The organism is Bacteroides sp. BFG-637 (assembly GCF_024793605.1).
In the GTDB taxonomy this organism is placed as follows: Bacteria; Bacteroidota; Bacteroidia; order Bacteroidales; family Bacteroidaceae; genus Bacteroides; species Bacteroides vicugnae.
Window position 1 is genome coordinate 6,675,405 of the sequence record NZ_JANUPD010000002.1, and the last position, 16,903, is coordinate 6,692,307.

A 16,903-nucleotide genomic window follows, 5' to 3' on the forward strand; every position below is an offset into this window, starting at 1 on the left:
TACATACCATAAAATACAAAAGATTTATGTACCTTAGAAAATGTTTGGTTTTAGTTTATGGAGCCATAACTATACCTTTTACAAGTATATCAGCTGACAATGTGAATGTAGCATTACATAAACCGGTAATAGCATCCTCACAACAAAAAGAGTTTCCAGCACCAAATGTGACTGACGGAGTCATTTCACGTAAATCTTCCTGGATAAGTGACCCAAATGCCCGTGCTCCGCATATTCTTGATGTCAATTTGCAGAGATATTATGATATTGACAGGGTAGTTATCCACACAGGAATCCCTGAATCGGAAAAGACAGAACAGGAGAAGGGAAAAGCTCCCGGCTTCTGGGCAATGAAGAATTTCAAGATTCAATATTGGGACGACGCAAACTGGACAGACTTACCCAATACGGAATGTACAGAAAACAGGCTGGACAAAATAGAATTCACATTTACTCCACAACTTACTACTTTCCAGCTTCGACTAATCTCTACTGATGGGGAACCTGTTACCATCAATGAGTTTGAAGTATATGGCAAAGAAAAGAAAAATATGATTGCTCCTGTTATTCAGAATGAACTGCCAGACAGAGTTCATAAAGAATTTCCTAAGGACATGCTTGTAACAGTCAATAAAAATGTAGTAGGAAATACCATGAAATACGTGGCTTACAATCAAGGATATTATATGCCCGGCAGCAACATATCAGGTTGGCTTGAATATTCCAATGTAAACAGTTTACGCGTATGGACATCTATGAATGATTATGTACCCGAAGAAGCTGTGAATTATCAAAAGAACCTGAATACACTAGAAGAGTTTGAATCGTACAAACATGAATTACGAAGCAATCCCGAAAAAAATAACTTCATCAAATGGAAACCAATTTTGGAAAGATGTCGCAAACAACAATTCTCAACCAATTCAATGGTATTTGAATATGCTTTACTAGAATTGAAACGTTTGAACATAGATGTAGTCCTACAGATGAATTCAACAGACTTTGACAATACATGGAGCAATAAATGGAAACAATGGCAACGTTTTTATGCCCTGGCATTTTATGCAGCCAAAACGGGTGACGTGACAATGTTCGCCATGCAGAACGAACCTAATCACCGACATTCCGGTCCGATGAAAATCACACAATATGTAGATGCCATGAAAATTGTGTCAGATGCTATATATTGTGCTATACAGGATGTAAACAAACTCTATGGAAAACATCTGAAATCACGTTTTGTAAGTCCTGTTACGGCAGGCTCCAACGCTAACTGGTGGGCGGAGGTTGTGAAAAGCCTGCGTATTGATTATCGGGGATTACCTTCCGACAGAGACTTGCTGGACATATTCTCGACACACTCTTATAATCTTCCGGCAGCAGGATATGTATCCAAGGTTTCGGACATACGGAAGATCATAGTAGATAATCATCCTTTAAACCGCTCTCTTCCGATAGTGTATACTGAAACCGGGCGTTGGATGAATGCCTATCTTATTGACAAATACGAGACGATGGACTCCCCTTCCCTATTTACCGAATGGGCAGGTGAATATACAAACAATACCCTTAACCAGGGGTATGGTATGTGGGCCTTCAAATTTGCCAACACAACCAGCAACACCTATCCGCGTGGCATTAAATCGGGACATCATTTTATCTGGCAAGGCAAGAGAATCGTGGAAGATGCTTACAATAACGTAGCATTGGGGAAGAAAGTCATTGATTTGACTTCTTCACATCCTGCACAAGTGAAAGTGATCACCGACGGCAACAAGACCGATGTCTCCATGTGGACATCTGTGAATACAGACGAAAAGAAATGCCTCGAAATAGATTTGGGAAAGAGTTATTCTTTGGGTGCAGCTGTGATTTATACAGGCTCGGAATACGGAGTCTACACAGGTCCGGACCGCGTGAAGAATTTCCGGTTGCAATATTGGGAGGGTACCGGTTGGAGAGACATTGAAGAAACGATTGAAGAGAATGCCCGCTACACACAATCATTCTTTCTATTTAAGACTCCTGTGACAAGTTCGAGAATTCGTTTTATTGCTACCGATAAGGGCAGTATCAAGGTGAGGGAGATAAAATTGTTTGATGAAGAATCAGTAAAAAACATCCCGGAATCTTATGACATCAGTGGCATTCAGCGGACGGGACAGGTAGTCCGGCTTTTTGCAAAAGGTTTTAAGGACGAACGACCGCTATTGGAAACGGTGAAATCAGTCCCCGATAATGAGGTAGATGCATTAACCTCTTACAACCCGGAAGAAATGCGATATTATATATGGCTTGTACAACGTAAACTCTCGCCAAACACGCTGACTTTGAATTTAAAATCATTAAACCTCCCCACCGGTACAAAGGTATTTGCCGAAGAAGTAAGTGCGGATGCTTATGGCGAAGTGGTGTGGTCAAAAGATATTTCTGAAAACGGACAACTATCGTTCGAACTACCGGCTCAAAGTGTGATGCTTCTTACCATCCCTGCTTGCCAAAGTACGCCTTACACTTTGATTGCTACAGCAGACGCTACTATAAAGAGTGGCAGTAATAGCGAAAAGAACTTTGGCAAAATAAAAAAGATGAGTGTAGAAATGAACGCTTCACAGATTAATCACAATCAGGTCAGCTACATCAAATTCGACTTGTCCAAAGTAGATAATATAAATGCGGCACTACTGCAGATTTATGGTAATTCGTCGGACAAGCATTCATATCGTTTCCATGTCTACGCCTTAGACAACTGCGATTGGAATGAAATGTCCTTAAATTGGAATAATGCTCCTAATTTAGATAGGGAACAAATGCGCATAACCCAGGTAGGAAACACCGCACATGTAGCGGGAGAAATCGTAGTCGATAAAAATGCTTCATATCATCAGCTCGATGTTACCGGATTGGTCCGTAAGTGCAAGCAGAAAGAGATCACTTTTGCGTTGATAAGGGAACTCAGACAATTGGGCGATGACTCGGACAATGAAAGAAGCTGCTATTTTGATACGAAGGAATCTAATAATAAGCCTGTATTATCTATTTGGTGACATGAAATAAGCATTCGTATAATATTGCTTTCTTTTCGTACAATCCTTTTATGTTATATTTCTTTTTTTGATGACTTTTGTTCAGCATATTCAATAATTAAATCTTATGTATAAATGAAAAACAATCAATTAAAAACAATCTTGCTGGCTATATTTCTAATGATTATGGTAGGCATACATGCGCAAAATGTACGAGTGACAGGTATTGTGTCTGATACACAAGGCCCATTGATTGGAGTGAACGTTCATGTGAAAGGAGGTACAACCGGTGTGATTACCGATATGAATGGTAAATATTCCATCGAGGTATCTTCTAATACTACACTCGTATTCTCTTATATAGGTTATGCAGATCAGGAGCATAAAGTCGGGAATCGGAAAGTTATTGATGTAACCATGTCCGAAGATTCCAAATTGCTGGAAGAAATTGTGGTAGTAGGCTATGGTTATCAAAAGAAAAGCGATATCGCTACTTCCGTTGCTTCCGTCAAAACTGATGAAATGAAAAGTTTTCCGGCAGGAAATGTGGGTGACATGCTCCGTGGACGTGTAGCGGGAGTTAATGTAACAAGCTCATCCGGCAGACCAGGGGCCGCTCCTACCATTACCATCCGTGGAAACCGTTCTATCAGTGCGCAAAATACTCCGTTGTACGTTATTGACGGTTCTGTATCAAGCAGTGAGGAATTCAGTACTTTAAGCGCAGAAAGCATTGAGTCTATCGAAATCCTGAAAGATGCAGCTTCTCAAGCCATTTATGGCGCACGTGCCAGTGACGGTGTAATTCTTGTAACTACCAAACGTGGTATGCAAGGTAAAATGGAAGTGAGTTATAACGGCTATGTAGGTATTCAGTCCTTGTGGCGTAACTTCGATTTTTACTCTCCACAAGAGTATATGATGCTGCGACGTGAAGCAATGGCAAACGACAAAGGCATTATTGACGCCCGCGAAATCTCTGTTGCAGAAGCTTTGAGTGACGAAATTATGAGTGAAGTCTGGGCAAACGGTCAGTTTGTCAACTGGGAAGATCTAATGTTAAAGAATGCTCTTTACCAAAACCATGATTTAACTGTACGTGGCGGAACTGACAAACTCCGTGTATCAGCAGGTCTCAATTACTTTGATCAAGACGGTATGGTGACTACCGGTTCGGGATATAAAAAAGCAGCTTTCCGTCTGAACGTGGACTACAAAGTAAACAAATGGGCAAGTTTTGGTGTGAATACTTCCTACGCATTATCCAAAAGTGAACGTGAAGATGGAAATTTTACGGAGTTCATTACCCGCACTCCGTTAGCTAAAGTATACAATGCGGATGGTAGTTATACTAAATATATCGACACTGCCAACGATGTTAATCCGCTTTATAGAGCACAAAATTATGCACGCGAAATAACGAACAACAGTTACCGCGTCAATATTTTTCTGGAATTAAAACCTTTCAAAGGGTTTAATTATCGTTTAAATACTTCTTTCTATAACAGACAACAAGAAGATGGAGAAGTGAAAGGTGTCAATTATCCCGGTGGAGGAGCTACCGCCAAATTGACAAATAATGAACAGAGAAATTATCTGATAGAAAACATCTTCACTTATGAAGTTCCAATCAAAAAACAGCAACATAAACTGACCCTTACTGCCGTACAGTCAGTAGACCACTCTCAAACTAAAGGACTAGGATATTCGACCAGTGACTTACCTGTAGATATGGACTGGGATTTTATATCCAATGGCCAATTCTCCGGCACACCTACTAGAACATTCTCTGAAAATAATCTGGTATCATTCATGGGCCGCGCTTCTTATATATTTATGGATAGATATATTATGAATGTGGCTATCAGACGGGATGGTTCAAGCCGATTCGGAAAAAACAACAAATGGGGTACATTCCCTTCTGTGGCTCTGGCATGGCGTGCAAACGAAGAAAGTTTCCTGCGCAATGTGTCCTGGATTGATAATTTAAAACTCCGTTTGAGTTATGGCATTGTAGGTAACCAGAATGGAATTGGTAACTATACAACGCTTGGCTTGACAGATCAGGAACGTTATGAGTTTGGTGACAACTCCTATATGGGGTATCTCCCCGGAAAAGAACTCTCAAACCCCAATTTAAAGTGGGAGCAATCACGTACAGCCAATGTTGGTGTTGACTTTGGTTTCTTCAACAATCGTTTGTCAGGTACGATCGAGTACTATAATACTAGAACAACAGATCTGATCGTCAAGCGCGAATTAAACTCAGTTTTAGGCTATGAACAAATGCTTGATAATTTGGGAGAAACTAAATCACACGGCATTGATATCAGTATCAACGGCGACGTCTTCCGTACAAGGAATTTTACATGGAGTCTGGGAGCCAATTTCAGCCAGTATGCTAATGAGATCGTAAAAATTGACAATCAAGTCGATGAAAACGGCAAGCCATTGAGTCAACCGGGTAATAGCTGGTTTGTAGGTAAACCCATAAATGTTTATTATGACTATTTACCGGATGGCATCTACCAGTATGAAGATTTCGATATAAAAAGAAATGCTTACGGCAAATTGGAATACACATTGAAACCGACAATTGATACTGACGGCGATGGTATAGCTGATAAAGCATTGACACGCGAGGATAATGTCGCTCCGGGATCTGTTAAAATAAAGGATGTAAATGGCGATGGAAAAATAAATGCCGATGACCGTACACCTATCTCAAGAGATCCAGATTTCACACTTTCCCTAAATACAACTCTCAAATGGAAAGGTTTTGATTTATATATGGATTGGTATGGTGTATCCGGTCGTAAAATTAGAAATGGATATCTCTCCGAATCCAATAGTGGCGGTTCTTTACAAGGGAAACTAAATGGCGTGAAGGTAAATTATTGGACTCCATTCAACCCCTCTAATGAATTCCCGCGACCTAGTCATAACACAAATGTGACTTATCATGGTTCTTTAGCGATTCAAGACGCTTCTTACATTCGCTTGCGCACTTTGCAACTGGGTTACACCTTCCCCGTAACTTGGATAAAGAAACTTCAACTTCAAAAACTTAGAGTATACGCTACAGCAACCAATCTTCTGACATTTACAGACTTTTTGTCTTATAGTCCGGAGTTGACACCGGGTGCATATCCTGAATCAAAACAGTATGTATTTGGAATTAATGTTTCATTCTAATAAAATCCCACAGAATATGAAAAATAAATTATATATAACAGCTCTGGCAATATCTTCCATTGCGTTCTTATCTTCTTGTGAAGATTTTCTGAACCTCAAATCAAAAACGGATATTACTACAGATTATCTGACCACTTCCCCTGACGGATTGTATCGTGCAGCGATAGGATTATACAGTTTGGACAGAGAACTCGCAAAAGGAGACGGAAGTGGTGGTAGCAACCTCTATATTGTGACGATGTGTGATTACAGCACTGATATTATGGCTTTCCGTGCAGGAACAAGTACTGCCATTGCGAAACTACAGAATTTCATGCCCAATAATAGTGATGTGGAATCATTCTGGCAACACTATTATTTCATTATCGGTAAAGCTAATGAGATTATTACCGGAGCGGAGCAACTGGGATTTGACGATCCTGTAACTACCCGCGCATGGGGTGAAGCTAAATTTTTCCGTGGACGTGCATATTTTGAACTATGGAAACGTTTTGAACGTCTTTATCTGAATACGATTCCTACTACAGTAAATAATCTGGAACGTGATTTCCATCCTGTTACTTCAGAACAGATATTCACTCAAGTCAAAAACGATTTGGATGATGCTATCAATGCACTCGATTGGGGAATACCCAATAATGACTATGGCCGTGTTACCAAAGCGACTGCCAAGCACGTGAGAGCACAGGTTGCCATGTGGGAGAAGGATTATGATAAGGCGATTGAAGAATGCGAGGATATATTTAGAGATGGAACAATGTACTCTATGATGGCCAAAACAGGGGACGTATTCAACAGTGCAGACATGCGTTCCACCGAAGTTTTATGGTCTTATCAATTCTCTGAAAATATGGGTGGAGGCGGAACCGGTACTCCATTAATGGGACATCGTGCTGCCATCATTACAACGACCCGCTCCCAAGCTAATCCCGATTGTACATTTGAAGCTGCCCAAGGGGGATATGGATGGGGACGTGTTTATCCAAACACCTATTTATTCAGCCTATATGATCAAGAAAAAGACAATCGTTATAAGGATCTTTTCATCCACACTTTTTACTACAATGACCAAAGTAAGGCTAATTATGGGCAGGAAATCCCTAAAGACTTATATGGTAAAGCAGCCGGCTATATGGAAAGATTACACCCGATGTCAAAAAAACACTTTGACCAATGGACCAATGCTACGCAACCTGACCGTACCAGCAGTTTCAAAGATCTGATTGTTTATCGCTTGGCTGAAACTTACTTAATGTGTAGTGAAGCTTATTTCCACCGTGATGGTGGAGACAGTCCTAAAGCTATAGAATACTACAACAAAACTTGGGAAAGGGCAGGTAACACTCATGAAAATGGTCCTTTAACCCTCAATATGCTCTTGGATGAATATGCCCGCGAACTACACTTCGAAGGAGTGCGCTGGTCGTTATTGAAACGCCTTGGCATCTTGGGCGAACGTGTTCGTCAACATGGAGGCGACCTTGTACTGGAAGACCCCTATCTGGATAAAGACTATGCCGAATGCCGCCAGAACTTCGTAATAGGCAAACATGAAACATGGCCTATTCCACAAACGCAGATTGACTTGATGGGAACAAATGTCTTTCCGCAAAGTGATCCATGGAAATAAAAAGAGACTGATTTTAATTTATAAATCTGTAAAAGAATCATAGTATGAAAAGACTAACATTGATATCATTGATTCTGAGTATGATATTGACTTCCTGTAAAGAGTATGGTGAAGTAAGAATTATGCCGGAATTTAATCATAGTGAAACAGAGATTGAACTCTATAAAAATGAAGGTTCCTCAAAAACAGTGGTAATATCCACTACAGCGAACGAAATTACTGCAGATTATAATGCCAGTTGGCTTTCGGTAGATGCTAACAAGCAACGGATTATCTATACAACCCTTACTACTAATGAAACCGGTGAGGTGCGCTCTGCCATCGTCAAGTTAAATGCCGGAGATTTTTCAATGGAAGTGACAGTGAAGCAGTTGGCGAAGGACGAGTCAGAAGTAAAGACATTAAAAGTCGGACAATTAACAGAAGACGGACTCGGAATGATATTCTGGGTTGATCCGGATAATCAAGAAGTAGGTAAGGCTATTTCACTAGAGCGTTGGGGTGGTAATCCGTTTGAAGCATCCATTAAATTACACAATGCTTTCTCGATGGTAAATGGTATGGAAAATACAGCTCTGTATACTGATGCCGGTACCAATGACGCAGCTGCTCTATGTACAAATTTAGGAGAGGGATGGTATCTGCCTGCCTCTGAAGAATTAGGGAATTTATTTGATATCTATAATGGCATAGCACGCGATAACGGATTTACCAATGCTACACCAGATCAAATCAGTGATGCAGAAAAAGCTTCCCGTTCTACATTTGATAAAAAATTAACCGATCTCGGAGGGGCAGTAATAAATGCAGCTGCTGAAAATGGTAACGGAGAAAGTTACTGGTCGAGCACGGAAAATGAAGACGGCCAGAAAGCACGCTATGTACGTTTCGGGAAATATGGAATGGATTTTGGTGCCAAGACAGGTACGAGCCGTTTTGTACGTGCCATGAAAGCAATCGGTGACTATAAATTCCCCGAGGAGCCCGCTACCTTATCTGTTTCACCAACGCAGGTAGAACTGACAAGTGAAGAAGGGGCTACAGCAGATGTCACAGTTAGCACAAATAAACTGTCATTTGCATATGTCATTGAAGGTAACAGTAATACGTGGCTTTCTGCTGTACAGAATGAAGATAAAATCAAATTTACTGCTTTATCTAAGAATGACGGTGACGAAGTTCGTACAGCCATTGTAACGATAACAGCTGGCAGCGGTGATGCTCAAGCCACAGTGACAATAACCATAAGACAACAGAAAGGACAGACGGAAGCTCCTGCTTTCCAGATAGGAGATTTTGTAAAGATGGATGGTGATACAGAACTGGCTGAAGGCGGTATCGTATTTTGGGTAGAGGGCAACAATGCTAAAATTCTGTCTTTAAAGCGTAGTGCCACTGCCATAAATTGGGCTAACGAAGGATTTATAGATGCATTAGGTTTAACAGATCAGGAAGATGGTGAAGCTAATACTCAAAAGATGAGAGAGAGTGCCATAGCTGCTAATATTCCGATTCTGGAATATTGTAAAGATGGCTGGTATTTACCTGCTAGAAATGAAATGGAAGCGGTCTTTACTGCATACAACGGCGGACCTTCCCAAAGTATCGGGGTAAAACCTGATGCTATTAAGCAGGAAGAAAAAGATGCTCGCGCAGCTTGGGATAAAATTCTCACTGATAATGGAGGGGATGTTATGAACGAAAAAGCTGACAATACCGCTGGTGACAGCTATTTCACCAGTACGGAAGCGGATGATGCTTCGAAAGTATTCTATGTGCGTTTCGGACAGTGGAACCCCGGTTTAACTGGTGCCAAATATGCCAAATCGCCTGCACGGTATGTACGTTGTATCCGAAAAATTTCCAAATAAAACCCTTTAAAGAAGACAATCATGAAAGTTAATTCATTCTATATCATAGCATTGTTGATATGCAATATCGCACTCGCTTCGTGTACGGATTATGTAGTGAAAGATCCTAATTTTATGCCACCGGATGTTGTCATTAATGACGATACAGGTAATAATGACATCATCGAAGGGCTACCGACTCCCGGAGAAATGCAGCCTTATAGCCCCTCACTTTTAGGTAAGCCTTATCGTCCGATAAAAGTTAAGTATTCCAATGAGTTTCCACCAGTGACCAAATGGACGGAGAGTAATACCCGTATTGTCGCTTACATGGGAGAGTACAAACCTGCTATCAAGTCGGAAAGTGACTACAAGGCCATAACAAATAAGTATGGTAGTTTCACTTCAGGAGCCAAACAACAAGCCACAGGGCGTTTTTACGTAAAAAAATAAACGGCCGTTGGTGGATTATCGATCCTGAAGGCTATCCGCATTATGAGAGGAGCGTCACTTCCATGCGTTACGGTTCTTCGGCACGCAATAAGGAAGCATGGAACAAGCGCTTTGGCACTGACGCCAAATGGATAGCAACATCACAAGCAGAATTGGCTAGTATTGGTTTCCATGGTACGGGAGCCTTTTGTACGGATACATACGGAAAGATTCAGACTCACAACTCTGCCATTCCCAATTCTCCGTTAACGTTGACTCCTTCATTCGGATTTTTGGGACAATTCAGAACACAAAATGGCCATGCCTATCCAGGTAATACATCGGACAATGAATTGGGGTTGGTACTTTATGATGACTGGGCAGATTTCTGTAAAACATATATAAACACCTCTTTGGCACCTTATTTGAATGATGCCAACGTATTAGGCTTCTTCTCGGACAATGAAATCAACTTCTCATCACAGAACTCCAAAATTTTAGACCGTTTTCTGGCACTTACGGATAAAACAAATGTGGCCTATCTAGCGGCAAAGAAATTTATGGATGAAAAAGGGGCAACAAGTGTGACAGATAACCTGAATAGTGAATTTGCAGGCCGGCTAGCCGAGATTTATTATAAAGGAGTGAAGGATGCCATTAAGGAAGCCGACCCGGGCATGATGTATCTGGGCACACGCCTGCATGGCACTCCCAAATATATGAAGGATGTAGTGGCTGCTGCAGGCAAATACTGTGACATCATTTCCATCAATTACTATAGCCGTTGGAGCCCGGAGTTGGACTCCTATGTTAAAAATTGGGGAGAATGGGCAGATACTCCGTTTCTGGTTACCGAATTTTATACAAAAGGTCAGGATTCCGATTTGAATAACTTATCAGGAGCCGGATTCACGGTTCCGACCCAGAATGACCGTGCATATGCTTATCAGCATTTTACACTGGGGCTGCTTGAAGCAAAGAACTGTGTGGGATGGCACTGGTTCAAATATCAGGATGACGATGGGACGGATAACAGCGGGAAACCGGCTAATAAAGGCGTGTATGATAATCATTATGAAATGTATCCTTACCTAAGCAAATTTATGCAGGAAGTAAATTACAATGTCTATAATTTAATTGAATACTTTGACAACTAGAATAGGTCATAATAAAAGACATAAGTATCAATTCTTTAAAATGATGATAATGAATAACGGAAAGAAAGTTTTAATTATAGGTCTGACTCTGCTGACCGGTTTTACCTATTCAGCAGGAGCAGTAACAAAAGACATGAAGAAAGTCGTTGATGAAGCTCTTGAATTTTCGGTCAAACAGTCAATGTCCATGTTCAATGAAATGAAAGATCAGAAAGGCATACTTCCGAGAACAGCGAAAGATAGCAAGATGATTACTTGCGAATCTGCCTGGTGGACAAGTGGTTTTTATCCGGGTTCCCTTTGGTACTGTTACGAGTATAGTAATGACCCGCAAGTAAGAGCCGCCGCAGAAGAGATGACCTCACGAGTGGAAAAACAGAAATACACAACCAGTAACCATGATGTTGGTTTTATTATCAATTGCAGTTTTGGTAATGGTTATCGCCTCACTCATAATGAAACATACAGGGAAGTAATAGAGACTGCCGCAAAATCTTTGTCTACCCGTTTTCATCCGGTGACGGGATGCACCCGTTCTTGGAACAGCAAAAAATGGCAATTCTCTGTTATCATTGATAATATGATGAATTTGGAACTACTCAATGTAGCCTCTTCCCTAACGGGAGACAACACCTACTATAATATGGCCAAGTCGCATGCAGACCGGACAATGATTAATCATTTCCGCCCTGATGGAAGTTCATACCATGTGGTAAGTTATGACACGATTACGGGAAAAGTATTGAATCAAGTGACGCATCAAGGGGTAAACGATCAATCCTCCTGGTCACGTGGACAAGCATGGGGACTATATGGCTTTACAATGATGTATCGGCAAACTGGTAAAAAAGAATATTTGGACCATGCTATTAAGATTGGTAAGTTCATTATGAATCATCCGCGCCTGCCCAAGGATAAGATTCCTTATTGGGACTTTGATGCTCCCAATATTCCCAAAGAAGACCGTGATGCCTCTGCAGGTGCTATCATGGCATCAGCCTATGTGGAATTAAGCACTTATGTGGAAGGAGAACTAAGCAAACAATTCCTCGCGATAGGTGAACAACAAATAAAGTCGTTAGCTTCTCCAGGTTATCGCGCAAAGAAAGTGGGTGATAATAATCATTACATTATCAAACATAGTACAGGTTTCATGGCAAAACAATACGAGATTGATGCTCCTCTGACATACGCAGACTACTATTTTATAGAGGCATTAATCAGATATAAAAAACTACTGGAAAATCGTCCGGTAGTTGAAACAATAACAGCCTTCTCGGAAAATTCGGATCGTTCTCTTTGGCTAAGTTCGCTCCATCGAATTTCCTATCCGCTGTTAACGAATATGGCAAAAGGAGAACTGCGAAAGAATATGCCTGTTGAGTCTATCGCCGCTGATATGCAAAAAAGAAAAGAAGTCACACACCTGGAAGCTTTAGGAAGGCTAATTACCGGTATCTCAACTTGGTTGGAACTAGGACCCGACAATACGATAGAAGGCAAACTACGTGCCGAATATATTAATTTAGCCTTGAAATCTATTTCTAATGGAGTAAATCCCCAATCTCCTGATTATCTAAACTTCAATAACGGACGCCAGCCATTAGTTGATGCCGCCTTCCTTGCTCACGGCCTATTAAGAGCACGCACGCAATTATGGGACAAGCTTGATAAGACAACTCAAGAACGGGTAATCAAGGAACTTAAATCATCAAGAGCAATAAAACCTTCTGAAACCAATTGGCTGTTTTTCGCAGCAATGGTAGAGGCCGCCTTGAAAGAGTTTACCGGCGAATGGGAATATGAACGTGTAAAGTACGCTTGCGATCGTTTTGCACAATGGTATAAAGGTGACGGATGGTATGGTGACGGTGCTGATTTTCATCTGGATTATTACAATAGCTTCGTCATACATCCTATGATGGTCGAGGTGCTGGAAATAATGAAGAAAAACGGTATAGAGAGTTCCATACCCTATGATCTTGAAGTCGAACGATATGCACGCTATGCCGAACAACAAGAAAGACTGATATCACCTGAAGGTACATTCCCGATAGTGGGCCGTTCATTGGCTTATCGATTCGGTGCATTTCATGCATTATCTGATGTTGCTTATCGAAAATTACTTCCGGACAGAGTAAAACCTGCTCAAGTAAGGTCCGCTCTATCCGCTATAATCAATCGTCAGATTAATGCGCCCGGAACGTTTAACCCTGAAGGCTGGCTACGAGTAGGTTTTGCCGGTTATCAACCTCATATCGGTGAGACATATATATCAACAGGTAGTCTGTATCTGTGTACAGCCGTATTTATCGCGCTTGGTTTACCGGATTCTGATGAGTTTTGGTCTTCTCCTTCTGCTGATTGGACTTGTAAAAAAGGTTGGGCAGGTGTTGATTTGAATGTGGATAAAGCCTTGAAAAAATAGAATGAAAGAAGTATGCTCATGAAAAATATACTATTTATTTTATTCGCTTCACTAACTTTGTTTTCCTGTTCGGAGAACAAAGCTGTTGAAAAACAGACGACTTTTTGTAATCCAATGAATCTGGATTATGGTTGGGGAAACTTTCAAATAAGAGAAAAGAAAGCCCGTTCCGCAGCCGACCCTGTTATCGTATTATTTAAAAACAAATACTATTTATTTACCACAATGGACATTGGCGGCTATCGAGTATCCGATGATTTAATTACATGGAAAAATGTATATTTCAATCCGGAAGTAGAGACATCCGCCCTTGATGTCGATCATTATGTGGCACCCGCTGTGGCAGCCGATGAAAACTATGTATACTTCATTAATTTCACCAGAGACCGTACCAAGAAAACGGTAGATGTCATTCGCTCATCCGATCCGGAAAATGGAAAATGGGAAAAATGTGGTGAAGTAAGACGTATGGCCGATCCTTGTTTATTTATTGACAATGGACGCTTCTTTTTCTATTATGGTTTAGGTGGAACTCAATCTACTACTTTCTTCGAAGTAGATCCTGCCACATTCAAAGAAATAGAAGGCTCAAAAAAGGTCTTGAGAGAATATGTAACAGACATCAATCAGTGTAAATCAGGCTATCATTTTGGACGTAGAGAATTGTATGATGAAATTGATGCCTCTGCCTGGCAGGGAAATTTTTCCAAAGTACCATGTCCTGAAGGTGCATGGATTGTGAAGAACAAAAATAAATATTACCTGCAATATGCCACTCCAGGTACTATCTGCAATTGGTATTGTGATGTGGTTCTGGAGAGTGATAGTGTAAATGGTGGTTTTGTAGAACAACCTTATAATCCTGTATCTCTAAAAGTCGGTGGTTTTATCGGAGGAGCCGGACATAGTTGTGTATTTAAAGACAAATACGAAAATTGGTGGCAAGTCACCTCCATGTGGGTGGGTAATCATGACGAATTTGAAAGAAGAATTGGTTTATTTCCTGTTTCTTTTGATGATAAAGGAAGAATGAGAACCCATACTGTATTAGGGGATTATCCCATATCACTACCGCAAAAGAAATTCAATCCTCAAGATATTTCCGCTTTTGGCTGGATGCTCCAATCATATCATAAAAAGAGTACAGCGTCTTCTTCATTACCGGGTTTCGAACCGGAAAAGGCAGTGGATGAAAATGTTCGCACCTGGTGGTCGGCTACAAGTGGCAAAGTAGGTGAATATTTCGTAATAAACTTAGGTAAAAAAGTACGTATGAATTCCATTCAGATAAACTTTGCAGAACAAGACATTAACCCTGATGCTCCCAAAGAAACGGATTATCACGCTTATAAACTGTACGTATCCGACAATGGAAGGGATTGGAAACTAATAGTGGATAAATCAAGGAACATGGTTGCCATACCACATGAATATGTAGAATTTCCGAAACCGATAGGAAACTTCTTTTGTTAAAATAGAAAATGTCCATACTCCCAAAAAAGGCAAGTTTGCCTTATTGGATTTGCGTGTGTTCGGTTTTGGCTATTCGGACAAACCGGAAATTGTTAAAGAACTGTCAGTAAAAAGAAACAAAGACGATGAAAGATATGCTTCGCTTAGCTGGAATAAAGTATCCAATGCTGATGGTTATCTTGTCCGTTTTGGTTATCAGCCTGATTTTCTTAATCAATGTATCCAGGTCAAAGATAAAGAGACAACCGGTTTACTGCTCCATATCCTTACCAAAGGCGTACAGTATCATTACCGCGTTGACAGCTATAATGACAGTGGAATTACAGAAGGCATCGTTATCTCTGAATAAAAAGATATGAACAAAAGACTGCTTATTTATCCTCTCTCTTTTCTGCCGGGCTATTGCAAGCCCGGCAGAAACCTAATGTTGTGATTATCTTTACAGACGATCAGGGTTACCAGGACCTTGGTTGTTATGATTCGCCATTGATACAGACTCCCTCTATTGACCGCATGGCAAAGGAAGGCATAAAGTTGACCGACTTTTATGTATCGTCTTCCGTATCAAGTGCTTCGCGTGCAGGACTTCTGACCGGCAGATTAAATACACGGAATGGAGTAAAAGGGGTATTTTTCCCCGAATCTGAAGGGATGCCTGCAGAGGAAATCACTTTGGCCGAAGCGTTGAAAGAGCAAGGCTATGCAACCGGTTGCTTCGGTAAATGGCATTTAGGCGATTTGAAAGGGCATCTACCTACAGATCAAGGATTTGATTACTACTATGGCATCCCATACAGCAATGATATGTATATCGGTCCCTCCCAGCAGTTCGCCTCCAATGTTACTTTCAGGGAAGGTTATAATCTGTCAAAAGCTAAAGAAGACCAAGAATTTGTGAGGACTTCCAGTAGAGCAGATATAAAAAAAAGGTTGAACAACGCTTCTCCACTATTTGAAGGAGATAAAATTATTGAGTATCCCTGCGACCAGTCTACTACCACCCGACGTTATTTTGATCATGCCATAGATTTTATAGAAAATAATCCGGAGCAACCTTTCTTCGTCTATATCACCCCATCAATGCCTCATGTGCCGTTATTTGCCTCCGAGCAATTTAAAGGTAAAAGCAAACGGGGACTCTACGGTGATGTTGTAGAAGAAATTGATTGGAATGTAGGTCGTTTACTCGATTACTTGGACAAAAAGAAATTAGCAGAAAACACTTTAGTTATTTTCGCATCGGATAACGGACCGTGGTTGTCTTTCAAAGAAGACGGAGGTTCCGCTGAGCCGTTACGAGGCGGTAAGTTCTCTTATTATGAAGGAGGCGTCAGAGTTCCTTGTATCATCCGTTGGAAAGGGAGTATACCTACCGGTGTAACTAGTGACGCAATAATTGCCAGCATCGACCTTTTCCCTACAATCATGCACTATGCAGGTTGCCAATCCTTCAAACAAAAGATTGATGGTATAAATATTTCATCTTTTCTCAAAAATCCTTCTCTACGATTACGTGACGAATATGTTTATGTAAAAGGTGGTGAAGTTCACGGTATACGCAAAGGTGATTGGGTCTATTTGCCTAAAACAGGTAATAGTAAGTTTAAAAAAGGAGATGTTCCCGAATTGTTTAATCTAAAACAGGATATCGGAGAATCGAATAATCTTCATCTACAGTATCCGGACAAAGTGAAAGAGCTGCAGGAAGTGAT

At 40.8% G+C, this 16,903-nt stretch carries 5 protein-coding genes and 3 pseudogenes; all 8 read left to right on the forward strand.

The genetic code is table 11. The features are described 5' to 3' along the window. Positions 1-26: 26 nt before the first annotated feature. Positions 27-3,047 (forward strand): DNRLRE domain-containing protein, encoded by a 3,021-nt coding sequence (locus NXX38_RS26360; protein ID WP_259011593.1) that lies wholly within the window; start codon positions 27-29, stop codon positions 3,045-3,047. A gap of 114 nt (positions 3,048-3,161) precedes the next feature. Then, the gene (locus tag NXX38_RS26365) at positions 3,162-6,221 is read left to right on the forward strand and encodes a TonB-dependent receptor (RefSeq protein WP_148365194.1); all 3,060 of its coding nucleotides are present in this window, start codon (positions 3,162-3,164) and stop codon (positions 6,219-6,221) included. A gap of 16 nt (positions 6,222-6,237) precedes the next feature. Beyond that, the gene (locus NXX38_RS26370) at positions 6,238-7,851 is read left to right on the forward strand and encodes a RagB/SusD family nutrient uptake outer membrane protein (RefSeq protein WP_258981776.1); all 1,614 of its coding nucleotides are present in this window, start codon (positions 6,238-6,240) and stop codon (positions 7,849-7,851) included. Between the two features lie 44 nt (positions 7,852-7,895). Continuing rightward, positions 7,896-9,722, forward strand: a complete 1,827-nt coding sequence (locus NXX38_RS26375) for a BACON domain-containing protein (RefSeq protein ID WP_148365196.1) — start codon at positions 7,896-7,898, stop codon at positions 9,720-9,722. A gap of 21 nt (positions 9,723-9,743) precedes the next feature. Beyond that, positions 9,744-11,290: pseudogene (locus NXX38_RS26380) on the forward strand (hypothetical protein). Positions 11,291-11,333: 43 nt separating this feature from the next. Further along, positions 11,334-13,718, forward strand: coding sequence for a DUF2264 domain-containing protein (locus NXX38_RS26385; RefSeq protein WP_309569442.1), 2,385 nt, complete (start codon positions 11,334-11,336; stop codon positions 13,716-13,718). 18 nt (positions 13,719-13,736) lie between these two features. Beyond that, positions 13,737-15,540, forward strand: a pseudogene (locus NXX38_RS26390) (family 43 glycosylhydrolase). 80 nt (positions 15,541-15,620) lie between these two features. Further along, a pseudogene (locus tag NXX38_RS26400) lies at positions 15,621-16,850 on the forward strand (sulfatase); the annotation flags it as partial. Positions 16,851-16,903 lie beyond the last annotated feature (53 nt).

Coding starts and splice junctions, on each gene's coding strand:
- NXX38_RS26385 (WP_309569442.1), top strand. CDS start 11,334: ATGATAATGAATAACGGAAAGAAAGTTTTAATTATAGGTCTGACTCTG.
- NXX38_RS26370 (WP_258981776.1), top strand. CDS start 6,238: ATGAAAAATAAATTATATATAACAGCTCTGGCAATATCTTCCATTGCG.
- NXX38_RS26365 (WP_148365194.1), top strand. CDS start 3,162: ATGAAAAACAATCAATTAAAAACAATCTTGCTGGCTATATTTCTAATG.
- NXX38_RS26375 (WP_148365196.1), top strand. CDS start 7,896: ATGAAAAGACTAACATTGATATCATTGATTCTGAGTATGATATTGACT.
- NXX38_RS26360 (WP_259011593.1), top strand. CDS start 27: ATGTACCTTAGAAAATGTTTGGTTTTAGTTTATGGAGCCATAACTATA.